This is a genomic window from Oceaniovalibus sp. ACAM 378, from assembly GCF_008085915.1.
Classification (GTDB): Bacteria; Pseudomonadota; Alphaproteobacteria; order Rhodobacterales; family Rhodobacteraceae; genus Oceaniglobus.
Window position 1 is genome coordinate 52,255 of record NZ_VSJK01000001.1, and the last position, 23,797, is coordinate 76,051.

The following is a 23,797-nucleotide window of genomic DNA, read 5'->3' on the forward strand; positions in this document are numbered from 1 at the left end:
GGCTGCGGGCGGAAATCGCACCGCCCGCAGCCATCCATCACCAGAGCGCCCGCAATTAGCGCGCCGCGTTCAGGGCAGAACGGGTTTCTGCTGTCGCAAGGACGTCGTGCAGCGCCTGAAATTCTGCCCGGGCCATCTCACGGTCGCCCAGATTCAGGTGAGCATAGCCGCGCAGGATCGCCAGATCGCGCCGCAGTCCGCCCTGCAATCCTTCCAGCGCATCGAAATAATCAACGGCGCTGCGATAATCCTTTGCCTCATAGGCGCGCACGCCGCGCTGATCCAGAATGATCACCTCGACATCCCGGCGTTGTTCCAGCGTCAGGTCGGTCTCGGCGGCGATCCGGGCCGCGTCATCGGTCATTGACAACTTCAGCATCGACAACGCCATGCCGAACCGCGCATCGCGAGTTAGCGTTCCGCCCAGCCCGCCCTGCGCCGCAGCCGCGAAATAGGCCAGCGATTCCAGCGGCCGCTCAAGATTGTATGCGCACCACGACCGTTCATAGGCAATGTCGAGCGACTGCGGATTCGCCGACCGGGCAAGGCAATCGGCAAAGTTGCCCGCCCCTGCCGCAGAGCGGGTCTGCGCCACCCGGCTGTCGCCCGAACGCGGCAAACGAACGGGCGATGTCACGGCGCTGACCGGTGGTGCAGGTGCGGCCACGGGCGTTGGTTGCGCTGTGGCGACCAGTGCCGCCGGTTGCGCTGTGGTCGCGGTGGGTTCAGCCTTGCGGGTCTCGGGGCGCGTTGGTGTCACGACGGGCACGGATGCCGTCGCAGGTGCCGTGCCCCGCCCCCGCCCGGCCAAAAGCCGCCGCTCAAGCGCTGTGAACGTCGCGCCATGGGCCGTAAATCGTTGCCGCGCCACGCCGACCAGCCCGGACAGTTCGGCATCGCTGGTCACCGCTTCGGCCTTTTCGATCGTGGCGACCAGATCAGGCACCGTGGTGCAGGTTGCCACAATCTGGCGATACGCAGCCAGCGCACGCGCCGGATTGCCCGATGCGGACTGAAGCTCGGCCAGATTCCAGGCGTTGTTGATCCGGTCACACCGAAACAGCGAAGGCGTCTGGCTGCCAAGCCGCACCGCCTGCCCCGTGTCGCGGGCGTTCACCGCGCGGTCAAAGGCCACCTGCGCCTCGGCCAATTCGATGGCGCGGGCAAGATCCGGCGGCACCTGCCAGCCGGGAAACCGCGCTTGGGTCTTTTGCACAACCCGGCGCATGCCTTCGATATCGCCGCGCCCCAGACGGGCATAGATGTCGGCGATTTCAGTTGTCGGACCGCTCTGTGCCTGCTGGCTCAGATCGCCGAGGTCGGTGGGCGGAACCCAGCCGGGAAACGCCGCCTTCAACCGGTTGATCTCAGCCTGGACCGCTGCGGTTTCGTTCTTCTGGACGTAAAACCGCAGGGCGCGCAGATCTTCGGTGCCCGGCGCGGTCTGGGCGGCCAGCGGAGCGGCGGTCAGCATCAGGGACAGCGCGGCCGCCGCAACCCCGGCAAAACGACCGGGACGGCTTCGGGCAAAGGGCACAAGGCGGGCATTTTTCATATGGATCATATCGGCACACATTCAGGGGCGATGGTGATCTGGGTGATCAGGACCATCAGGTGAAGAGTTGCGGGATAGTATGGCTGGTCGACCGTTCGATAAAACGGGATCGGAGCGCCCCGGTCGGGTGTCGTGGCACAGTCCAACAGCGCGGCCAGCGCGCCATACCCGACATGAGGGCTGGTTTCGACCGCCTGGCCTGTGGCGCGGTCAAATACAGTGACATGGTCTTGCCCGGCTGTTGATCCGGGCATTTCCGGCGCCGCACGCTGATAGGCGCGGGCTTGCTGTGCGACGGCAGGATGGTCGCGATTGCCGGACCAGCACAGGAACAACGGCACGCGCATCGCCTCGTATCCGTTGTGGTCAGGGCGGTCGGTGGGCGCGGAAAATCCCTCCGGCCCAATCCGCACCCAATCGGGAATCAAACTTCCCTGCGCCAGATCCGCCATCATCGCCACACCATCCGCCGCACAGATCGCCAAATCAGTCGTACCGGTGGCCCGCGCCACGTCGCGCATCGCCAGCGGCATGTAATAGGACGGATTGATCAGCAGCCCGTCGTCATCGTCGAACCCCCAAGCCGCCGGAGTGAGGACAAGCCGGCCCGAGCCGTCGGGGGCCGGGCGCACGCAGGCGGCAACCAGATCGCGGGCAATGGCGCCTGCACGTCCCTGCATCGCCGCGTTGCCATCGCGCTGACCGCGGAGCACCAACCCCCAAGCATAGAACAGATCGCCGTCGCTGGCGTTGTTCAGATCGGGCACTTCGCCCGTACCTTCGGGCAGCCATCGCCAGGCCAAAAGCGCATCGGGCCGGATTGCCAGATTTGCCTCGGTCCAGCCAAAAATCGCATCAAACGCTGCGTCGTCGCCGAACAGCGCCGCCAGATACAGCCCATAGCCCTGACTTTCAGAGTGGCTGGCGCCCTGTTGCAGCGTGTCGATAACCCGCCCATCCTCGGCCAGAAACGCCGCCTTCCACGCCGCCCAAGGAGCGGCAAGGGGGTTTTGCGGACCGGCCAGATCGACCGCCGACATCTGGGCACGGACAGGTGCGCCGGTCATTGCTTGCGTCAGAACCAGCCCGCCCGCCGTGGCGGCCATCCGGTGCAACATCGTGCGTCGGTTCATCTTTTGCGCCTTCCTCTGGTCGTGACGACAAATATCAGGGCCATTGCGACCGACAGCAGGGTCAGCACGAACAAGACCGCTCCGAACAGGACCGGCGACCAGGAGGCATAGTTGCCCGCGACCGCCCGGAAATTGGAAACCGTCAGCGGCTCTTCCAGAACCGGCGGGTGGGTGGTGTCGTTCCAGCTGTTCCACTGCCCGTCAGGCGACAGGACCGAAAGTCGCCCGCGCGGCCCGTTCGGCGATATCCTTGCCTGTGACAGCAGCACAGCAATCTGTTGCGGATCCGTGCCCTTGGCAACGATCAGCGACAGCGATTCCGGCATATCCGCGTCGGGCATCATCAGCACCGCCTTGGCCGTGCGTCCGTCCAGCCAGCGGTCAACGGGTCCGTCGCCGGGTTTGGCCAGCTGCGTCACGCGCCCGGTCATTCCGGCCGCAATTGTACGCACCCGTTCTGTCAGCCCCGGTGCTTCGGTCGCTTCGGGGCCGGGTTCAGCCGGAGTGGGATTTGCATCGTCAGTCGCGGGCGTCGGTCCAACACCCGGTCCGCTGGCGGCAAACAACCGGTCCAGATCGCGCCGGGTCAATCCGGGAATACCGGCTTCGCCCAGACTTTCGATCCCCAGCCGGTCCAACCCGGCGGAATCGGTCACGGTCAGGCTTGCAGCTTCGTGCCGCTCGGTGCCGTCAATCGGTCGCAGGGTCGAGGCCAGCGCCACCACCAGAGCCTCGGCCACCGGATCGTCTCCGTCACGGGGCACCGGGCGAATTTGATCGGGCCGGACATCGACAAGCGCCGCATCCACTCCGTCGATCCGCATCCGCGGCGATGCGGGCACCAGCAGTGTCGACTCGGGCTCGATCTGCATCAGCGGAGCGGTGACCGGCGGACATGGCAGATCGGGCGGGTCTCCAGGCACGATCGTCTCAAACCGCAATGCATTGGCACCCGGATGCAGCAACCGGGCGGGAAATCCGATTTCCAACGGTGGCTGAATCGTGCCGCCCTTGCTGTCAAGCGGCAGCAGACGCACAGTCGTGTCGTTCACCTTGACCAGCATCAGCGCGCCTTTGGGCAATCCGGCAGAAAACCCGTAAACAAGGTTCAGAGCTGCCTTTTGCGAGGCCAGCAACAGCCAGTCGCGCGGCATCCGGAACGCAAGGGTCTGTTGCGAGTACCGGTTGAAAGTGGCGCGATCGGTAAACCCCAGATCGTCCAATCGCACCGCGGTTCCCGGAAGCAGAGTTGCGATATCCTTCGGCGCCGCGATCCGTGGCAGCAGCGGGTCAAGATCGGGCAGTTGCCCGTCAAGCCCCGCCGACAGGGCCAGAACCATTGCACCGTCAGCGCCGTGGCGCACCTCGGCTGTTGGCAAGCCGCCGAACATGCCACTGGGCAGCAGGGTCACCCGCGCCCCTTGCGCCGGGCCATCGACCACACCATAGGCCGGTTCCGGCGTCAGCACGACCGGCACCCCGTCGCGCACCCCAGACAGACGCCGTGTCAGCGCCCCCAGAAGCCCGGCATCGGCGGGATCGACGACCCGCACCGGAACAATGCCCTGCACACCCAGTTGAGCGCGCAACGCCATCGCCAACCCGGCCTGATCACCGGGCATCGCATTGCGCGCCAACCGAACGCCGCTGGTGGCCGTGTCGATTTCGGTCCAGACGGCGAATGTTGCATCGGGGCCGCAGAAGATGCGGTGCGAATGGTGCACGGTGATCGTGATTTCATTGCGCCCCTCGACCAGCGGCGCGTCGCTCAGGACAACGGATTCGAACCCTTCAAAGGCATGCGGTTGGATCGGCGGCATTTCAACGCCGTTTACCCGGACCCGCAGTTCCGATTGCTCGGGCAGCACGTTGATCGCGATGCGATAGGACAGCACAAGATCGTGCAATCCGTCGCCAGACTCCAAGGTCGAACCGGCAGGCAGATCGACAAAGAACCGCTCGCCCTGCACTTCGCCTGATAACCGCTGAATGCCGTCGATGGTTGGAATGACCGCGCGCATCGGCAACAGGATGTGGTCGGGAATCCGGATCGCGCCAGTGTCGCCACCGGCGCCATCATTGGCTGCAGTCTGGCCCGAACGGGCATATTCCGGAACCGTCAACGGACCATCGGGCATTTCCACCGCAGGACGTGCAGCCAGGCGTTCTGGCCGGTCGTTTGGTGCCTGCAGAGTTTCGGGCGCATCCAGAACCGCCCCGAGATCAATCAATTGCACCTCGTCAGCGGATTGTGAGACCTGCTCCGCCGTCTGGCCATACAGCGGCAGTCCGCCCCACATCAGACCCCCTGCGACACAGACCCGGCACAGGGTCGCGGACAACGCCCTGCCCTTTGCGGACGTTCCGGACTTTGCAACCTTCATATTGTGCACGTCAGTCATCCCTGAACCTCCACGGGCGCGGTTCGGGCGGCATGGGCCGCAGCGCGCACTTCCGCCTCCAGATCGACACCAAAGGCCAGCAGATGCGCGGGTTTCTCTTCGCGCACCGGGCGGCTTGCCAGACCGGCGCGGCGGGCGGGTTCGCGCGCCAGATCGTTCAGCAGTTTCGGAAATCCAGTCAGGAACAGCCAGAAGGCATAGCCGAACCCCGCGATCATCCCTTTGCTCCCCTGGCTTTCGCCCCGGATACGGCGCCAGTTTTCACTTTCGCCAAAAATCAGGGTGGCGACGGTTTCGCGGGCCGACAGATCCTGTTCGGCCACAATCACCAGCCCCAGAACCTGACCTTCGGGCGAGGTCTGCGATGTTGTCACCCGGGCCAGAACCGCAGATTCCAGATGCGGCGAGTCCGGAAAGCTGGGGCAGAAATAGACGTTGCGCCCCATCAGGTTTGATACAGCCTCACCTGCCCCCGGAACATTTTCAACAAGGATACCCACACCGCTGGTCGAGGCGTTGACGATTGTAACCGGCAGTTCGTTCTGCGGCCCCTCGCCCAGCCAGACGGTCGCCGGTACCGCAGTCATGACCCGGGGGCTGGCCCGACGCTGCTGTTTCTCGGAAACCGCGCGATAGGCGATCGACACCAGAAGGAAGTTGAAGACAGCCCAGCCTCCCACAACGCTCAACACCGAATGGTCACCCGGAAAGGCGACCCAGCGGATCGCAAGCGCGATCACCCCTGCCAGCATTGCCAGCCACATGATGGTCAGCGGCCAGTGGATCGGAGAGATGTAATCCTCCTCCAGAGTCTCGTCTTTTGCAGTAACGTTAAACTTTGCACTGCGCGGACGGATCACCGTGCGCAACACGGCGCGGGCCAGATAGGGCGCCTGCGCCACCTCGTAGATCTCGGAAATCAGCGGCCAGCGGGTGCGTGCGTAAAGCGCATTCTGCACCAGAAACGCCACGGTCAGATAGGACAGCATATAGGCCATGACCTCGGGGAAGGTGGCCACGAAAATCTCGATCCCGAAGAACAGGTAAACCAGCGGCACCAGAAGATATGTCATGCGAACCAGCGGAAACAGCCAGAAACTCATCGAGTTTATATAGCAAAGCCGTTGTGGAAGACGCAGACCCTTGCGGAACAATGGGTTCTTCAGCATCAGCATCTGCATCATGCCCGCAGCCCACCGGCCCCGCTGTTCAATGAAGGACGCGAATGTTTCAGGCTGCAGCCCGGCGATCATCGCGCGGTCCAGATACAGGCTTTTCCAGCCCTGCGAATGGATTTCCAGCGCGGTTTCGGCGTCTTCCGTGATGGTTTCACCCGCGAAGCCACCGACGCTGTCCAGCGCCGCACGGCGCAACACGGCGGCAGACCCGCAAAAGAACGCGCCGCCCCAACGGTCAAGACCCCGGTGGATGAAGGAATAGAACATCTCGTTTTCCGGCGGGCAACGCGGGCTCAGGTCAAGATTGCGCTGGATCGGATCGGGGTTGATGAAAAAGTGCGGCGTCTGCACCAGAAACAGTTTCGGATCGTCGTTGAAATAGCCCACGGTGCGGGCCAGAAAATCGCGCGACGGAACGTGATCGGCATCAAAGACCACCACCAGATCGCCGGTCAGATCCTCAAGCGCGGCAGACATGTTGCCGGCCTTGGCTTTCTCGTTCTTTTCCCGAGTGGAATATTTCACGCCCAGCTCGGCGCACAGCGCCTGCAATTCAGCCCGCCGCGCCCGCGACCGTTCGGCCAGTTCGGGGTCGGAGGAGTTGCACCGCTGATCGGTGCCGCCGTCATCACACAAAACCACGGTGCGCTTGTCCGCCGGATAGATCATGTTGCGCGCGGCGGCGAGCGTGATGCTCAGCATTTCGATCGGTTCGTTATAGGACGGAACAAGAATGTCGACCGTGGGCAGTTGATCCACGGGAACCTGTTTTGGAAACGGACGTTCGGTCGGGTCGGCGGTGATAAAGGCGTTCAGCAGGAACACCAGAATCGAATAGGTTTCGACCACGAACAACAGGACCGCCACCAGAAACGCGATCGAGATTGAAGGATCGGGAATGGTTTCAAGCAGCCGCCACAACCAATACCGCATGACAATGACTGCCGCCGTGGCCAGCAGGACGAAACGCGGCACCATCTTTCGCGCCATCGGTTTCAGCAGTGCAACGATCACCACCGCGACGATCCCAAGAAACGCCTGCCCTCCGGTCGAGGTCGGCACACTGACCAGTATCGCGATCGGAATGGCGGTCAGCACCCAAAGCGCAAAAACCGGACGGTTGTTTGTTCTGCCGTTCGAACGCGAAGCTGTCATGGGAAACCTGTCAAAAAAATGTGTGACGCGCGGCGCCATAACCAGTAACGGCGGATACAATCGAGGTGGCCGGAAACCCGGCGCCGGACGGCATCAATCGCGCCCGAAAGAGATATGAAAAGACATAATACATTCGGTCAATTCCGGGGTGCGGCCAGCGGCGACAGGATGCGCCCGCCCACCGTGGCGGCCGAGGTGTGGCCGGTTGTGCCGGCACGGATGTTGGTGTCACGGATCGGCGCCAATGCCATATCCATCGAGCCGACAACGCAATTGCGCAGGAACACCTCAAGGGTGTTGGTCCCGCGTGGCAATGCGCGCGCCGCACTTTCCAACCGCCGGAACGCAATGACACAGTTGGTCTGCCCACCGCTACGCCACTCCTGCCAGAAATATGGACCCAGCGTGTCGGTGCCGTTTCGCAGATTGCGATTGTCCAGACTTTGGAACGGTGCGGGCACACCGCCGACGCGACCGATCAACCCTTCAAGGTCGAAACGGCCACTGTTGCGCCCCTTGTAAGCGCGCAGCCAAAGGAGGTTGTCACCGCTCAGGGATGTTGCATTCTCCAGCCCGATCAACTGGATACCTTCACCCGCATCGGCGCGTTGAACCAACGTCAATGCGCCGGGGGCCGATGTCCACAGCCTGTCGACCTGCCCCATCGCATATTGCGCCGTGCTGCGCGTTACATCGGCGCCGAAGTTGCCCAGCCCCGGCGCGGTCGTGCAGGCGGCAAGCGCCAGCCCCGCAACAAGTCCGGTTCGGCGCAGGCAGGATACCGCGACCGAGTATAAACCTGCGTGCCCGGATGGGCGCATGGTGCCGCGAGTCATTGGTTCTCCCCTTCTTGGAAGAAAGCTGGGTAAGGACGGTCATGATTGATCGACGCTGCTGCCGGCGGCACGCCTGACCGGGTTGATCCCGGCTCACCAACGCGCCACGTTGTAATCCTTACTTAAAGTTAACCTGTATTCTAGGCCAATTTTTATGAAACCGTTCGCTATGTCATAATTTATCCGACGGTTGGGGATTATGGTCACACTGGTGATTCCGGTTTTGCAATACAATTTCCATTGGAATCCAGCCTGCCATGCCCTGCCCCGGAACGGTCCGGAAGATGCCTTAACCCCGACAGCGGCTCTCCGCATTCCCGCCACGATTGGTTGGTTAATGGGTTTCAAGGGCAGCACATCGGCCCCTTCGGCGGAACTCCACCGAGGTCAACGGCAGACGGTAAAAACCATGGTCATGACATCGCTTACATCGCAGCAGTACCCGCTTTGGAACGAAGCGCCCGAGCCATGCCAGCAGCCGTCGCGACTGTTCACCGTTCTGGGTTGTGTCACCGCCGTACCGGTTCTGGGCAACATCGCTGCCCGGCTTATGGAAACCACAACCATTGGCATCGACCCGCTGCCTTTCGTCATCTCCGTCGGTCTTGTCGGGCTGACCTGGTTGGTCTGTGCCAATCAGAACGCCGATGCGACCGCCACCGCGCGTGAGGCCAACCGGGCGCTTGAGGCCGCACTGGCCGCCAGCGAAGACCAGCATGAGGTCCTGCGCAACCGCTGCGCCGAACTGGAACAGTTGCTGACGACTGATCCGCTGACCGGAGTGCACAACCGTCGCGGGCTGGAAACCGACTTTGCCGCTGTAATGGCAGAGTCTGGGTCCGACACTGTGATGGCGCTGCTGGATATCGACCATTTCAAGAAAATCAACGACACCTTTGGCCATGCCGCTGGCGACCGCGCTCTCAAGGATTTCAGCCGCCTGTTGCGTGCACGGCTGAACGACAGCCTGCCGGTGTACCGCGTCGGCGGTGAAGAGTTTGTGGTGCTGTTCCCGAAGGCCCAGATGGCAACGGTTGCTGCCCTGCTCGACAATTTCCGCGCTGACCTGCAATTGGGCACCTTTACCCGCGTGCAGGACAGAATTCCGGTCTCATTCTCGGCCGGGCTGGCGCAGGTGCGCGAAACCGGTGCGGATTTCAGCGAGATGTTCAAACTGGCTGACGACCGTCTTTATGCCGCCAAGACCGCCGGCCGTGGCAGAACCGTCTTTCTTGACGCTGCGCCTTGTGAGAAGGTGCAAGTCGCGGCCTGACGGCACCCGTCCGGTGCCGGTCGGATTGACCGGGCGGATCAGGATCGAAAGACCGGTGTTGAGCAAAGACACTCCACAACAGCACAGACCCGGCGCTTTGGCGGCTCCCGCTGACTAAATCGGTCTGATGTCGGCTCTGACGCGACTTGCCGTTGAAACCGACCGCCCGACACCCGGCGCGCCCTCTGCCACCGATCCGGCCTCCCGGAGGGCTCTAGCGCTGATCGGAAACGCTCTGGATGCTATGCAGGTGCAACTGTTCCTGGGCAGCGACTCCCAAGACTTGATCCTGACCCGCAGTTGGACACCGGAAAACCCGGACACGGAAATCCCCGAAGCAGTCTGCGACTGGTCGCCCGATTGCCTGCAACGTCTGGCCGGGGGAAGACCGGTTTTTGTCGACACAGAACCCGGCGAATGTTTGATCCCGACCATGTCCGGCGGTGACCGATTGTGCGGCGTTTTGCGTATTCTTTACGGGGTCGAAGATTCAGCGCTTTACGATCCCGCCCAACTTGCCCCGATTGGCAATGTGTTGCTGCTGCTGGAACGGCGCGACATTGACATGGAAGCTCGGGAACCGGCAACGCTCGACACGATGGCGGCATACCAGCTTTTGGACCGCAGCGGCGCGGCGCAGCAGGGGTGCGAGACCGTGCAGGGATATCTGGGCGGGCGTTCGGTGGCCCCGGACAACTTCGAGCGTCTTCATCTGCGTCGCCGCTCACCAAAGTTCCGGCCCAAGAGGGCCGAAACCTGATCGCGCCGCCGGTTCAGCCGATTGATTGCAACCGGCGGAACAGCGCTGACGTGTCCCAGCGCCCGCCGCCCATCTTTTGAACGTCTTTATAGAATTGATCGACCAGCGCAGTGACCGGCAGGCTGGCGCCGTTTTCATCCGCCGCATCAAGGCAGATGCCCAGATCCTTGCGCATCCAGTCGACCGCAAACCCGTGCTCGAACTGATCCTCAAGCATGGTTTCATGGCGGTTGGCCATCTGCCACGATCCGGCAGCGCCCTGAGAAATCACCTCGACCACCGCGCGTCCGTCCAGCCCGGCCTTTTCGGCAAAATGCAGCGCCTCGGACAGACCCTGCACCAGCCCTGCAATGGCGATCTGGTTGCACATCTTGGTCATCTGCCCGGCACCGGTATCACCGATCCGCCGACAGATCCGCGCATAGGCCGCAATCACCGGTTCGGCCCGGGCATAGGCATCAGCGTCGCCGCCGCACATCACCGACAGCACGCCGTTTTCGGCCCCCGCCTGACCGCCAGAGATCGGCGCATCAATAAAGGCGATCCCGCCCTCGGCGGCGGCAGCGGCCAGTTCGCGTGTCACTGCCGCGGAGACGGTGGTGTGATCGACAAAAACACTGCCCGCCTCCATTCCGGCAAAGGCCCCGTCTTCGCCAAGGCAGATGGCACGAAGATCGTCATCGTTGCCAACGCAGGACAGAACAAATTCGGCCCCCTTGGCCGCCGCGCGGGGGGTTGTCGCCGCCGTGCCATTGTGGGCTTCGACCCAGACACCGGCCTTTTCGCCCGTGCGGTTATAGACCGTTACATCATGCCCGGCCTTTGCCAGATGCCCCGCCATCGGAGCCCCCATCACGCCCAGTCCCAGAAACGCCAGTTTCGTCACGCCTTTTCTCCCCCGATTAAATCGCCTAGTCCTAACTAACCCATCGCTCCCATTGGTCAACCGAGGTTTCATGTCACTCGCCTTTCGCTGGCTTTTGCGTATCTTCACCGGGCTGACCGCCTTGACACTGATTGCGCTCTTTGTCGTTTATCAGTTCACCGCGCGCTCCCTGCCCGACTATTCCGCCCGCTATACCGCGCCTGAACTGTCGGGCCCGGTGGAAATCGTGCATGACAACGCCAGCGTGCCGCATATTTTTGGAAGCACGGACGCCGACGTTTATTTCGGGTTGGGATTTGCCCATGCGCAGGACCGGCTGTGGCAAATGACGATGCTGCGGCGCACCGCACAGGGGCGTCTGTCCGAGATTTTCGGCGCGCGCACTGTGCGGACCGACGATCTGCTGCGGCGGCTCGACATCTACAATCTTGCTGTGCAGTCGTTCGAGGCGCAGTCAGGCGAGACAAAGATCGCCCTCAGGGCCTATGCTGCCGGGGTCAATTCCTGGCTGGAGCAGGTGAACGACGGGGCGCGGGGGCGCGGCGCACCGGAATTTTTCCTGTTCTCGCCCGAACTCGCCCCATGGCAGCCCGCTGACAGTCTGGCGATCATCAAACTGATGGGGCTGCAACTGTCATCGCATCTGGAGAACGAGGTGCTGCGCGCCCGGACCTCGCTGATGCTGCCTGATGAACGGGTCCGCGACATTCTGCCCGATGCCCCCGGCAGCGGAGTGGCCGCGCTGCCGGAATATGCCGCGCTGTTTCCCTCGGTGCCACGCTTTGCCGCCGGCGATCCGACGCCCCGCGATCCGCTGTCGCCGTTCAAGTCACGCGCCTTTGCCGGTGCATCGAATGCCTGGGCCGCGGCCCCCGAACGGTCGGCCGCGGGCGGGACGCTTTTGGCCAATGACCCGCATCTGGGATTCACCGCACCGACAATCTGGTATCTGGCGCGCCTTGAGCTTCAGTCAGGCGGTGTGATCGGTGCGACGATTCCGGGGATACCGGTCATCCTGGCCGGACGTTCGGCGCGGCTCGGATGGGCGATCACATCTGCCTATGTCGACGATCAGGATGTTCACATCGAAAAACTGAACCCCGACAACCCCGAAGAGGTGCTGACCCCTGAGGGCTATAAAAAGCTGCGCAGCCGTACTTCGATCCTCCGGGTCAAGGACGAAGATCCACGCAGCCTGACCCTGCGCTGGTCCGAAAACGGTCCGATCCTGCCCGGCAGTCACTATGATCTGGCCACAGTCACGCCGCCCGGGCATGTGGCGTCGCTTGCCTGGACAGTGCTGTCTCCGGCCGACACATCGCTGACCGCAGCCATGGAGCTGATGCAGGCCGGGACAATTGCCGAAGGTATCGCGGCGGGCGAAGGTTTCATCGCCCCGGCGCAGAACCTCACGCTGGTCGATGCGACGGATATCGCGATGAAAACCATTGGAGCGATGCCCCGCCGCGACGAGGGACACCAGAGTCTTGGCCGGATGCCGACACCCGGCTGGCTGGCCGAAAACCGCTGGCAAGGCCGGCTGCCCTATGCGGCCAATCCCGAATTTCTGTCACCTGCCGGGGGAATTCTGGGCAATACCAACAACAAGACCGTCGATCGGCCGTTTCCCCTGCATGTCAGTTGGGAATGGGGCGACACCCAACGGATCGAACGCTGGCGCCGGTTGATGCAATCGCGCGAGGTGCATACGCGCGAAAGTTTCATCGAAGCGCAACTGGACACGGTCAGCCCGACGGCGCGCACCCTGTTGCCGTTGGTGGCGGCCGATCTGTGGTTCACCGGCGATCCGGCCCCCGAAGGCACTCCCGAACGATTGCGTCAGCGGGCGCTGGAGCTGCTGGCGGGTTGGAACGGCGAGATGAACGAACATCTGCCCGAGCCGCTGATCTATGCTGCATGGATGCGGGCCTTGCAGGAACGGCTGATCCGCGATGAGTTGGGGCCGCTGTCCGCCGAATTCAATCACATCGACCCGGTGTTCATCGAGCGGGTGTACCGCGATACCGAAGGTGCTGCGGTGTGGTGTGACGTGTTGCAATCGGCGCCGGTCGAAACCTGCTTTGACATCTCGCGCCAATCCCTGGACGAAGCGCTGATCTGGATCGCTGAACGGTACGGGACAGCGCTTGAATCCCTGCGCTGGGGCGATGCCCATGAAGCGACACAGGATCACCCGGTTCTGGGAACGACACCGATCCTGTCGTGGTTCGTGAATATCCGTCAATCCACCAGCGGCGGCGACAATACCCTGCGACGTGGCCGCACCAGCGGCACCGGCCGCGATCCGTTCCAGAATGTGCATGGGGCCGGATACCGGGGCGTCTATGACTTTGCCGATCCGGACAGTTCGGTATTCATCATCTCGACCGGGCAATCGGGGCATCCGCTGTCGCGTCACTATGACGATCTGGGCGAGTTGTGGCGGCGGGGCGAATATATCCCCATGTCGCTCGACCCAGACCTGGCCAGGGCGGCGGCGGTGGGGATCACGACATTGACGCCGTGATTGGGCGCCGTAATTGGGTACCGTGACTGTGGTGCTGTGACTGGGGTACGGTGATTGGGGCGCCGTCTTGCGGCGCCCGCAGGATCAGTCGGCGCGGCGGCGGATATAATCGACCAGAGCGCGCGTTGACCCGTCCTTGTCCGCCGCGTCTTTTTCACCCGTGACGACGGGCTGCAGCGCGACGGCCAGTTCCTTGCCCAGTTCGACGCCCCACTGGTCGAACGAATTGATCCCAAGCATCACGCCTTCGACAAAGACCCGGTGTTCATACAGCGCAATGATCTGGCCCAGAACGAATGGGGTCAGTTGCGGATAGGCCAGCGTGGTCGACGGACGATTGCCCGGAAAGACCCGGTGGCGGGCCTGACGGTCAAGCTCGTCCCCGGTGAAACCCTTTTCAGCCATCAGCGCGCGGGCCTGTTCAAATGTGCGACCGCGCAACAATGCCTCGGACTGGGCCAGACAATTGGCGATCAGCAGGGTGTGCTGATGCGCAAGGTCGACCTCGTGCCCGTTCGCGCCGATCATGAATTCACAAGGCACGACGCGGGTGCCCTGGTGAATCAATTGATAAAATGCGTGCTGCCCGTTGGTGCCCGGCTCGCCCCAGACCACAGGCCCGGTGTTCACCGGCACATCGCTGCCGTCCATCGCTACGGATTTGCCGTTGCTCTCCATCTCAAGCTGCTGAAGATACGCCGGAAGTCGCAACAGGCGCTGCTCATAGGGCAGCACGGCGCGGGTCGCATAGCCGCAGCCCTGATTGTGCCAGATACCGATCAGAGCCAGCATCACCGGCATATTCTCCAACGGTTTCGCGGCGCGGAAATGGATATCCATCGCCTCGCCGCCAGCCAGAAACGCGCGGAAGGCGTCGCGCCCCACAGCGATCATCAAGGGCAGGCCGATCGGCCCCCAGATCGAATATCGCCCGCCGACCCAATCCTCGAACCCGAACACCCGGTCGGGCGCAATGCCGAAAGCGGCGGTCTTTTCCGCCGCGCTGGACAGGGCAGCGAACTGTGCGCCGGTGTTGGTGACCGTTTCGCTCATCCACGCTTTTGCAGTGGCGGCGTTGGTCATGGTTTCAATGGTGGTAAAGGTCTTTGAGGCGACAATCACCAGCGTAGTCGCCGCATCCAGCCCGCGCAGAGTGTCGGCGATATGGGCGCCATCGACGTTGGAGACATAATGCACGCGCGGCCCGTCGTGGTAAGGCGCAAGCGCCAGAGTGGCCATCACCGGGCCAAGATCCGAGCCGCCGATGCCGATGTTGACCACATCGGTGATCGCGCCGCCCTGCCCCGTGAACGTGCCGTTGCGCACGGATTCGGCGAAATCGCCCATCCGGTCCAGTGTCGCCAGAACTCCCGGCATCACATCGGCGCCGTCCACCATGACCGGCGTGGCCGACAGGTTGCGCAGCGCGGTGTGCAAGACGGCGCGCCCTTCGGTGTCGTTGATCGGCGCACCCGAAAACATCGCGTCGCGCTTGGCCTCCAGCCCTGCCTGATCGCAGAGCGACACCAGCAGATCACGGATTTCGCCGTCGATGTTTGTCTTGGAGTAATCGAACAGAAGATCACCAGCCGAGACTGAAAATTCACCCGCCCGCCCGTCATCAAACAGCGACAGGATCGGGCGGTCGGCAACGGCTGCGGCGGCGCCGGAAAGCGCGGTCCAATTCATCAAGCGATCCCCCATCTCATGCCGCCCAATGTACCGTCGCATTGCCCAGCACCAGTGATATCGGCGCCTCGGACGGCGCAAGGCTGACGGCCTTTTCCAGTGCTGCGCGCTTGCCTGCTCCGGTGATCAGGATATGGGTCGACATCGCCTCGCGCATCGCGCTGGCGGTCAGGGTGATGCGGGGTTCCAACCCCTCGGGCGCATCCACTGCCATCAGCGGCGCGTCGGTCGACAGTGCTTCCTCAAGCTGCGGCGATCCGGGAAACAGCGATGCAGTGTGCATATCGTCGCCCATGCCCAGCAGCAGGATCGAGATCGGCAGGACCGGGGTGACCCGCGCGATCAGCTCTGCGAGATCCGCCCCCGGTTCACCCGCGTCGGGCCCATCCGGCACCAGCCGCACAAAGTTCGCCCCGGCAGCCTTGCCCACCAGCAAATGATTGCGCAGCAATCGTTCGTTCGAGCGCAGGTGATCGGCCGGAACCCGGCGTTCGTCGGTCAACAGGACATTGACCCTGCTCCAATGCAGCGACGTGTCCGACAGCATGTCGAACAACGGTCCCGGAGTGCTCCCACCCGGTACCGCCAGCGTTGCAGTGTCATTGGCGATCAGATTGGTCGAAAGCTCGCTTGCCATGGCGTCGGCAAGCCGCATCATCAACATTTCACGGTCGGAATATTCGATCAGGTTCATCCCTTGATCTCCCTCCAGCGTCGTCCTTCGCGCATCATAAGCATCTGCGCATCTTCAGGCCCCACAGTGCCCGGCTCATAGGGTTTTGGCGCCTCGCCGCGTTCTTCCCAACCCTCGATGATCGGGTCGGTCCAGGCCCAGGCGGCCTCAACCTCGTCGCCGCGCATGAACAGGGTCTGGTTGCCCCGGATCACATCCATGATCAGGCGTTCATAGGCCTCGGGCACGTCTTCGGCGTCAGGCCCAAAGGCATCGGCAAAGCTCATGTCCAAGGGCACATCCATCAGACGCATGCCCCCCGGCCCCGGCTCCTTGATCGTGACACCAAGCGTCATGCCTTCGTTGGGCTGCAAACGGATGGTCAGGATATTGCGGTGCGTGCCGGCCTCTTGATCGAAAATCAGATGCGGCGCGTCCTTGAACACCACGGCAATTTCGGACGCCCGGCTTTTCAGCCGCTTGCCCGTGCGCAGATAGAACGGCGTGCCCGACCAGCGCCAGTTGCTGACGTTGATCTTCATTGCGATGAAGCTCTCGGTCAGACTGCGCTCGTTTTCCGCATCGTCGCGATAACTTGGCTGGTCGCCCGCGGCGGCATACTGACCGCGCACGATATGGTGCGGCAGAACCGGATCAAGCGAGCGGATGACCTTCAGCTTTTCGTCACGCACCGAATCCGGATCAAAGCGGCTGGGCGGTTCCATGGCAATCAGACACAGAAGCTGCATCAGGTGGTTCTGGACCATATCCCGCATGGCACCGGATTTGTCGTAATACGCGCCGCGCCCACCCACACCGACCGTTTCGGCCACGGTGATCTGGATGTGATCGACGTATTGCGCGTTCCACAACGGCTCGAACAGCATGTTGCCAAACCGCACCGCCATCAGGTTCTGTACTGTCTCCTTGCCCAGATAGTGATCGATCCGGTAAACCTGACTTTCCGAGAAATGTTCCGCAAGGGTCGCGTTCAGAGCCTTTGCGCTGGCCAGATCGCGACCAAACGGCTTTTCAACAACGATCCGCGAATCGTCGTCGGCCAGACCGTATTTGTGGAGCCGCTCTGCCAAAGCGCCGAACAGCGACGGACCGACCGAGAAATAATAGGCCGAGATCACATCTTTGCGCACGAGTTTTGCAAGATCTTTCCAGCCGCCGTCGCCGGTGGCGTCAATCGTGACAAAATGCAATCGCTCCAGAAACGCATCAAGTGTCGCATCGTCACGGTCTTCGGTGCGACCGCTTGGCGCGAATTCGTCAATCGCGCTGCGCACGAAATCACGATATCCGGCATCGTCGTAATCGCTGCGTGAAGCGCCGATCACGCGGGCCGTATCGGGCATCTGCCCGCCAACGAACCGCCGAAACAGACCCGGAAGGATCTTGCGACGCGCCAGATCGCCGGTGCCGCCGAAAATGACCAGATCGAATGCCTCGACTGGAATGACCCGTGAAACCATTGTTATCCTCGTGTCTTTTGCCCGACCGCTGCCGGTCTGTTAGCGCTAACCAGTTTCCGCTGGCGCTCTAACCGCTTCGTTTGACAGAGTCTAGCACGGCACGCGGGGTGCACAACTGTGTCAAAGACGGCGCGCAGGGTTTAGGCAGCCTTCTTACCGGTTGACCGGTGATGTGCACCTCGTCGCGAATAGTGGTAAAGCGAAGCGGCGCGAAACGTCCGTCAGTGCCGGCCTGCACCCTGCCGCCATACGACCCGGAATTCGAACTGGGCGAGATTCTGGAACAGCCCGGGCAGGCCGTCGCGCTGAACCATCACCATTGCGCAAAATTCTGCGTTCTGGGCGGGGCCAGCTGTTCTGCCTGATGCATTTGCCTGATGCTTTGAGCGAATGCTGCGGGACGGCGGGTGGGGCGTCGGCGCAGCCGCGCGACATCCGGTGTCATTGCCAACCCCATAACTATGCCCTTTCAATCCCGGCGCAGCGCGGATGATCAGACGCCAAGGTCGCCAGCCACATCAACCGCGCGATCACCGCAAATTGCTCAGATGGTCCGGTGAATGAACGGATCGCTTATCGGTTGGTCCGATCCACGGGGCGCTTTATCTCGACCTCGATGAAACTCATCGGTGCCGTTCCGCCATTGATCACGTTATGCTCCACCCCCTCCGCGCGACGATAGGCGATGCCGGGCGCGATGGTGACAGTTCGCGATGTACCGCCGGGTTCTTCAAGGATCATGACGCATTCGGTCAGGGTGGTGATCACATAGTCCATCCCGTGTCGATGCCAGCCGGTCTCAGCGCCGGGCGCAAAATCAAACCGGGTGATCCGCACCAGATCGTCATCCACCAACTGTGTCGCCACCGCGGCGGTGGGCTTCTTTTTCATATCCCTGGCCAAAACATTGATCTCATCTTTCTTGCCGCGCCCGGTTGCCCGCGCGCCCGTTGTTTGCCGCTGAACTTCGGCCGAATTTCCACTCGAGGTGCGAAAATTCAGCCGCTCCATCAGTTCCAGATCGCGTTCGACCAACCGGTCCATCGCGTGCCGGGCGGCGTCGGTGTCCAGCAAATCAAGAACCGCCTGCCAGCGGCTTTTTCCCTGCTCCAACGGTCCATTATTGGCCCGGTTCGATGCTATATTCGGGCGTTGCCCAAGCAGAGCCTGCATATCCTGCTCCAGCGGTTCAAAATCGCCCGAGCGGTAAATCGCGTCCAGACGTCCGGCATTGGTCAAGGCGCGCTTCAGCACCTCGGAGGTTGAAAGACCGCGCAACGCCACCGGGCGCTTCAGGCTGCGGGTGGCGAGATACGTTGTTGTCAGATTGCCCCAGACCTCGTCGATCCATTTGCGTTCACGGGGTTCGGGCGGCAGGAAAAAATCGTCGATCGGGCGCATCAAACGGTTGTCCTGCATGGCGCGCTGTTCGGGTGGCAGCGCTTCGGCCTTGGCGCGCAGATAGAAATACTGTGACCCCAGCCTTTCGCGCGGATCGCGCAGCACGCTGAACGTAAAAGGGTCTTTCAGCTCGCCCAGCTTGAGCCAATCAAGATGCCCGGAATAAAACCGATAGCCGGGCGGAAATGGCGTATCCGCGGTCATCTGCTGCATCACCAGAATCGGCGATGTCGCATCGTTGCCCACAACTTCGGCAATCGCGTGGTGCACGGTCTGCCCGCCGGTCTTGGGCATGTGCAGAAAAACAATGGGGCGGTCGTGATGCGGCATGGTGTCCCGACGGATGTTGAATTCCGTCGATTACCCCATTTTTGCCAGGGACGCGATAGCTGTTGCAACAGCGCACCACCCTGCCCCAATGCCGCCTTCTTGATGTGCAAGTGTTGTCTCAGTGGCGCATAAACCGCGCCATCGATCAGGAGCAAGAAATGCCCGTATCCGCACCCCACCCCGCCCCCGTTTCCGCACGCCCGTTTCCGGTTCCCAGCCCCAAACCGGGCGGATCGGCGAAACCCGCGCCGCGCCCTGCGCCGGTGTTCCGGTTTTCTGACTGGGCCGCGATCTGAACCTTTTGCGCCGCCGCTTCCCGGTCTAGTCTGGGATATGGCGACTCAGATTTCCACGATCCGCAATCTTGGCCCGGCGATGGAGCAGTCGTTTGAGGCTGTTGGCATCACTTCGGCCGAACAACTGCGCGATCTGGGAACCGATGCTGCCTATGCCCGGCTGCTGGCCGGCGGACACCGGGCGCATTTCATCGCTTATTATGTAATCGAGATGGGATTGCAGGGCCGCCCGTGGAACGATTGTCAGGGCGCCGAAAAAGCCGCATTGCGTGCAAGGTTCGACCGGATCAAATCGAGCGCTCCCGCTGCGGGCCCGAATGCCACCATCGAAGCGGAACTCGACAGGATCGGCGTGCGGGCGAGATCGTGACTTTGATCGCGACAGCGGTCAAAACTCTGGTCAACTGGGGCATAAATGTGGAAACTCGCGGCAATCCGTCGCGAAAGGCGCCCCAATGTCCGATCCAACCGCCGCGAATCATCCCAAGCCAAACGAGACCCGAGAACGTATTGCGCAGACGCTGGCCCGGGCCGAGGATGCATTCCGAAATCAAGACCGGGATCTGTGCCTGACCCTGTGCCATGAGGTGTTGACCGAAGACGACACACCGCTGGACCATGCGATCACGGTTTCGCTTTTGCTGCGCGAAATCGGACAAGAGGAACTGGCAAGCCATGTCCAGCACTCGATCGTCGCCGCGGTCCGCTCAAGCATCGACGCCGCATGGGATTCGCCCGGAAATCTGGTGCTCATGGCACAGGTGCTTGATTCGACCGACGACCGCCCCGAGGCCGAACGCCTGTACCGCCGCGCCTATGACATCGACCCGACCATTACGCTTTCGGTTATTGCGCTGGCCGTCTTCCTGATCGAAACCGACCGCGCGCCCGAAGCGCTGGATCTGGTGGGCCCTGCCATTGAGAGTAATGATAAACCCTTGGCCATGGCGCGATATTTCGCCGTCACCTTTGGCCATCGCGGGGCCACGGAACAGGCAATCACCCTGATGGAGCGCACCCGGACCAAGTGCAAATCTGCCAGCGAACGCGGCCAGATCGATCATGTTCTGGCGGGGCTGCGCGGCAAGGACACCGGACTGGACCAACATGCCATGGCTGTGACGCTGTTCGACAAGTTCGCCGAAAACTATGACGAACAGCTTGAAAAGCTGGGCAACAAAGGCCCGACGGTCATGCTGTCGCTTCTGGAACAGCTGAACCTGCCGCGCACGCCGACGCGCCGGATTCTGGATGCCGGGTGCGGCACGGGCCTCTGCGCGCCGTTTCTGCGCAAATGGGCGCGCGATCTGCAAGGTGTCGATCTGTCGGTGGGGATGCTGCAAAAATGCCGCGCCAAAGGGCAGTATGATTCTCTTGCCCGCACCGATATTTCCGCCCTGCATACCTTTCCCGAAGGACCGTTCGACATGATCGTCTGCGGCGATGTTCTGGTTTATTTCGGGGCGCTTGAGGGGGTGTTCGGCAATTTTCGCAAGATCCTGCGTCCCGGCGGATGGCTGTTGTTCACGGTCGAGGAAGCGACAGACCCCAAGCGCGGGGGCGGATATCAAATCTATGGCTCGGGTCGATACCGACACGGCGAAACCTATTTGCAGCAGGTGCTGGATGGCGCCGGTTTCACCCGCCCAAAGACACTTCTGCGTGATCGGTTGCGCGATGAACTTGGGTCACCGGTGATGGGTCTGGCGATGGCGGCACAGAAACCCGCGCTGCTTGGCGCATGAAAAAGGCCCCGTTGGGGGCCTGATTCCGGATTGCAGAGTGTGAACCGAGGTCAGCCGACCAGTTCAAGACCCGAAAAGAAGTACGAGATTTCTTCAGCAGCCGCTTCTGGCGCGTCGGACCCGTGCACCGAGTTTTCACCAACGCTTTCGGCGAATTCGGCGCGGATCGTGCCTGCTGCTGCGTCTGCCGGGTTGGTTGCGCCCATGATTTCGCGGTTCTTGCCGATGGCGCCTTCGCCTTCCAGAACCTGTGCGACAACCGGGCCAGAGGCCATGAATTCGCACAATTCGTCATAGAACGGGCGGGCGGCGTGCACTTCATAGAATTTGCCAGCCTGATCTTTTGTCAGGTGAATCCGCTTTTGCGCGACGATGCGCAGACCCGCATCCTCGAACTTGGCGTTGATCTTGCCTGTCAGGTTGCGTTTGGTCGCGTCGGGCTTGATGATGGAGAGTGTGCGCTCGGTCGCCATGTAATGTGCCTTTGTGTGCCGCAGGGCGACCCCGTGCCGCCCCTGAAAATCAGGCGCCCTGCTACCATGGGGTCCGGGCCAATGAAAGGTACGAATGTCGCGCATTGACCTTGTGAGGCCACGCTGGCACACGGCCCCATGCTAATCATCGATAACATATCCTATTCCGTCGAAGGCCGCCCGTTGTTCGAGCAGGCCACAGCGACGATTCCCGACGGCCACAAGGTTGGCATTGTCGGGCGAAACGGCACCGGCAAGACCACGTTGTTCAATTTGATCCGTGGCGAACTGGTGCTTGAGGGCGGCGATGTCCGTCTGCCCGCCAAAGCCCGCATCGGCGGTGTCGCTCAGGAAGTGCCGGGGTCCGAGGTGTCTCTGCTCGACACGGTTCTGGCCGCCGATACCGAACGCGCCGAATTGCTGGCCGAATCGGAGACCGCCACTGACGGTGTCCGGATCGGTGAAGTTCAGGCGCGACTTGCCGATATCGAAGCCTGGAGCGCCGAGGCGCGCGCCGCGTCGATCCTGCGCGGACTGGGTTTTACCCACAAAGAACAACTGATGCCGTGCTCTGCCTTTTCGGGTGGCTGGCGGATGCGCGTTGCGCTGGCGGCGGTGCTGTTTGCCGCGCCTGACCTGCTGTTGCTCGATGAGCCGACGAACTATCTCGATCTGGAAGGCGCGCTCTGGCTGGAAAGCTATCTGATGCGTTATCCCCATACGGTGATCGTGATTTCCCACGACCGTGGGCTGCTGAACCGCGCCGTGAACCACATCCTGCACCTCGAGGATCGCAAACTGACGCTTTACGCGGGTGGCTATGACCAGTTCGCGCGCACCCGCGCCGCCCGTCTGGCGGTGGTCGAGGCACAGGGCCGCAAGACCGAAGCCCGCCGCGCCCATCTGCAAAGTTTCGTCGACCGGTTCCGCGCCAAAGCCTCCAAGGCGAAACAGGCGCAATCGCGCATCAAGATGATCGAAAAGCTGGAAACGATCAGCACGCCGCAAGAGGCGGCGTTGCGCGCGTTCACCTTCCCCGAGCCCGAGGAACTGTCGCCGCCCATCGTCAACATCGAATCCGCATCTGTCGGTTATAACGACACGCCGGTCCTGTCGAAACTGTCGCTCCGGATCGATCAGGATGACCGGATCGCCCTGCTCGGGCGCAACGGCGAAGGCAAATCAACCTTGTCCAAACTGCTGGCGGGCAAGCTGGAAGCGATGAGCGGACGGATCACCAAATCATCGAAACTGCGGGTCGGGTATTTTGCCCAGCACCAGTTGGACGAATTGCGTGCCGATGAAACGCCGCTGGATCACCTGCGCCGGATGCGCGGCACCGAAACCCCTGCGCGTCATCGCGCCCGTCTGGCCGGTTTCGGTCTGACCGCGGCACAGGCCGATACCGAAGTCGCGCGCCTGTCAGGGGGACAAAAGGCGCGGCTCTCGCTGCTTTTGGCCACGCTTGATGCGCCGCACATGCTGATCCTTGACGAACCTACCAACCACCTCGACATGGAAAGCCGCGAGGCGCTGGTCGAGGCGTTGACCGCATATTCAGGCGCGGTCATTCTGGTCTCCCATGACATGCACCTGCTGGGGCTGGTGGCTGACCGGCTGTGGCTGGTCAAGGATGGGCGCGTTGCCCCCTATGACGACGATCTTGAAAGCTATCGCAAGATGCTGTTGTCGGCGGATTCATCCGATGGGAAACGCGGTAACGGCAAAAAAGCCGAGAGCAAACGCAAGGACGATGCGACACCACAAGACGTTTCGTCCCTGCGCTCTGACGTGAAGCGCTGCGAAGAACGGGTGACGAAACTGTCCGCCATGCGCGACAAACTGGCAAAAAAACTGGCCGATCCCGGGTTGTACGAACCCGACAAGCTGGGCGAGGCCGAAGTCTGGCAAAAGAAGTATGCCGAGGTGATGGAGGCGCTTGACCGGGCCGAGGCAATGTGGATGAAATCTCTTGAAAAGCTGGAAGAAACAGTGAGTTAAGCG

General features: G+C 62.2%; 18 protein-coding genes and 1 pseudogene. 8 read left to right on the plus strand and 11 right to left on the minus strand.

The features are described from left to right. Positions 1-55: 55 nt before the first annotated feature. The 5 genes from FQ320_RS00235 to FQ320_RS00255 form a co-directional block, all read right to left on the minus strand. On the minus strand, positions 56-1,564 hold the full coding sequence (locus tag FQ320_RS00235) for a hypothetical protein (protein WP_148468873.1): 1,509 nt from the start codon (positions 1,562-1,564) through the stop codon (positions 56-58). Then, positions 1,561-2,688 (minus strand): glycosyl hydrolase family 8, encoded by a 1,128-nt coding sequence (locus FQ320_RS00240; RefSeq protein WP_148468875.1) that lies wholly within the window; start codon positions 2,686-2,688, stop codon positions 1,561-1,563. The genes FQ320_RS00235 and FQ320_RS00240 overlap by 4 nt, the downstream gene beginning before the upstream one ends. Next, on the minus strand, positions 2,685-5,090 hold the full coding sequence (locus FQ320_RS00245) for a cellulose biosynthesis cyclic di-GMP-binding regulatory protein BcsB (protein WP_148468877.1): 2,406 nt from the start codon (positions 5,088-5,090) through the stop codon (positions 2,685-2,687). Before FQ320_RS00245 ends, FQ320_RS00240 begins: the two co-directional genes overlap by 4 nt. Beyond that, positions 5,087-7,423 carry a UDP-forming cellulose synthase catalytic subunit gene (gene bcsA, locus FQ320_RS00250; protein ID WP_148468879.1) on the minus strand — a complete coding sequence of 779 codons (2,337 nt, stop codon included), beginning with the start codon at positions 7,421-7,423 and terminating at the stop codon, positions 5,087-5,089. The genes FQ320_RS00245 and bcsA overlap by 4 nt, the downstream gene beginning before the upstream one ends. 137 nt (positions 7,424-7,560) lie before the next feature. Then, positions 7,561-8,259 carry a hypothetical protein gene (locus tag FQ320_RS00255; protein ID WP_148468881.1) on the minus strand — a complete coding sequence of 233 codons (699 nt, stop codon included), beginning with the start codon at positions 8,257-8,259 and terminating at the stop codon, positions 7,561-7,563. A gap of 409 nt (positions 8,260-8,668) precedes the next feature. Here FQ320_RS00255 and FQ320_RS00260 point away from each other — a divergent pair, with 409 nt between their 5' ends. Together FQ320_RS00260 and FQ320_RS00265 are read left to right on the plus strand one after the other, a co-directional pair. Continuing rightward, a complete protein-coding gene (locus tag FQ320_RS00260; protein WP_187393723.1) occupies positions 8,669-9,532 on the plus strand; it encodes a GGDEF domain-containing protein in 864 nt (287 codons plus the stop codon). Between the two features lie 127 nt (positions 9,533-9,659). Then, positions 9,660-10,292 (plus strand): hypothetical protein, encoded by a 633-nt coding sequence (locus FQ320_RS00265; protein ID WP_148468884.1) that lies wholly within the window; start codon positions 9,660-9,662, stop codon positions 10,290-10,292. A gap of 13 nt (positions 10,293-10,305) precedes the next feature. Here FQ320_RS00265 and FQ320_RS00270 read toward each other — a convergent pair whose 3' ends face one another. After that, positions 10,306-11,178 carry an NAD(P)-dependent oxidoreductase gene (locus FQ320_RS00270; RefSeq protein ID WP_148468886.1) on the minus strand — a complete coding sequence of 291 codons (873 nt, stop codon included), beginning with the start codon at positions 11,176-11,178 and terminating at the stop codon, positions 10,306-10,308. 70 nt (positions 11,179-11,248) lie between these two features. Between FQ320_RS00270 and FQ320_RS00275 the strand changes: the two genes are divergently transcribed. After that, positions 11,249-13,705 (plus strand): penicillin acylase family protein, encoded by a 2,457-nt coding sequence (locus tag FQ320_RS00275; RefSeq protein WP_148468888.1) that lies wholly within the window; start codon positions 11,249-11,251, stop codon positions 13,703-13,705. Positions 13,706-13,789: 84 nt separating this feature from the next. Here the strand turns inward: FQ320_RS00275 and pgi are convergent, their stop codons facing one another. From pgi to zwf, 3 genes are read right to left on the minus strand one after another with little or no spacing between them, the layout of a single operon-like run. After that, positions 13,790-15,394 (minus strand): glucose-6-phosphate isomerase, encoded by a 1,605-nt coding sequence (gene pgi / locus FQ320_RS00280; RefSeq protein WP_148468890.1) that lies wholly within the window; start codon positions 15,392-15,394, stop codon positions 13,790-13,792. Positions 15,395-15,410: 16 nt separating this feature from the next. Further along, positions 15,411-16,088: a 6-phosphogluconolactonase gene (gene pgl / locus FQ320_RS00285; RefSeq protein WP_148468892.1), complete on the minus strand. Its 678-nt coding sequence runs from the start codon at positions 16,086-16,088 to the stop codon at positions 15,411-15,413. Further along, positions 16,085-17,548 carry a glucose-6-phosphate dehydrogenase gene (zwf, locus tag FQ320_RS00290; RefSeq protein WP_148468895.1) on the minus strand — a complete coding sequence of 488 codons (1,464 nt, stop codon included), beginning with the start codon at positions 17,546-17,548 and terminating at the stop codon, positions 16,085-16,087. Before zwf ends, pgl begins: the two co-directional genes overlap by 4 nt. A 167-nt stretch (positions 17,549-17,715) precedes the next feature. Between zwf and FQ320_RS26250 the strand changes: the two are divergent. After that, a pseudogene (locus tag FQ320_RS26250) lies at positions 17,716-17,913 on the plus strand (radical SAM protein); the annotation flags it as partial. A gap of 208 nt (positions 17,914-18,121) precedes the next feature. Here the strand turns inward: FQ320_RS26250 and FQ320_RS26805 are convergent. Beyond that, entirely contained in the window at positions 18,122-19,279 is a 1,158-nt protein-coding gene (locus tag FQ320_RS26805; RefSeq protein WP_148468897.1) for a cupin domain-containing protein, read from the minus strand. A gap of 158 nt (positions 19,280-19,437) precedes the next feature. Here FQ320_RS26805 and FQ320_RS25455 point away from each other — a divergent pair, with 158 nt between their 5' ends. From FQ320_RS25455 to FQ320_RS00310, 3 genes are all read left to right on the plus strand, one after another. Then, positions 19,438-19,575, plus strand: a complete 138-nt coding sequence (locus FQ320_RS25455; protein WP_187393725.1) for a hypothetical protein — start codon at positions 19,438-19,440, stop codon at positions 19,573-19,575. Between the two features lie 37 nt (positions 19,576-19,612). Further along, positions 19,613-19,945 (plus strand): TfoX/Sxy family DNA transformation protein, encoded by a 333-nt coding sequence (locus FQ320_RS00305; protein ID WP_148468899.1) that lies wholly within the window; start codon positions 19,613-19,615, stop codon positions 19,943-19,945. Positions 19,946-20,030: 85 nt separating this feature from the next. Then, complete coding sequence (locus FQ320_RS00310; RefSeq protein WP_187393726.1) at positions 20,031-21,320, plus strand: methyltransferase domain-containing protein; 1,290 nt, start codon at positions 20,031-20,033, stop codon at positions 21,318-21,320. Between the two features lie 50 nt (positions 21,321-21,370). Here the strand turns inward: FQ320_RS00310 and ndk are convergent, their stop codons facing one another. Next, the gene (ndk, locus tag FQ320_RS00315) at positions 21,371-21,793 is read right to left on the minus strand and encodes a nucleoside-diphosphate kinase (RefSeq protein ID WP_148468908.1); all 423 of its coding nucleotides are present in this window, start codon (positions 21,791-21,793) and stop codon (positions 21,371-21,373) included. A gap of 138 nt (positions 21,794-21,931) precedes the next feature. Here ndk and FQ320_RS00320 point away from each other — a divergent pair, with 138 nt between their 5' ends. Then, a complete protein-coding gene (locus FQ320_RS00320) occupies positions 21,932-23,794 on the plus strand; it encodes an ABC-F family ATP-binding cassette domain-containing protein (protein WP_148468910.1) in 1,863 nt (620 codons plus the stop codon). Positions 23,795-23,797: the final 3 nt, after the last annotated feature.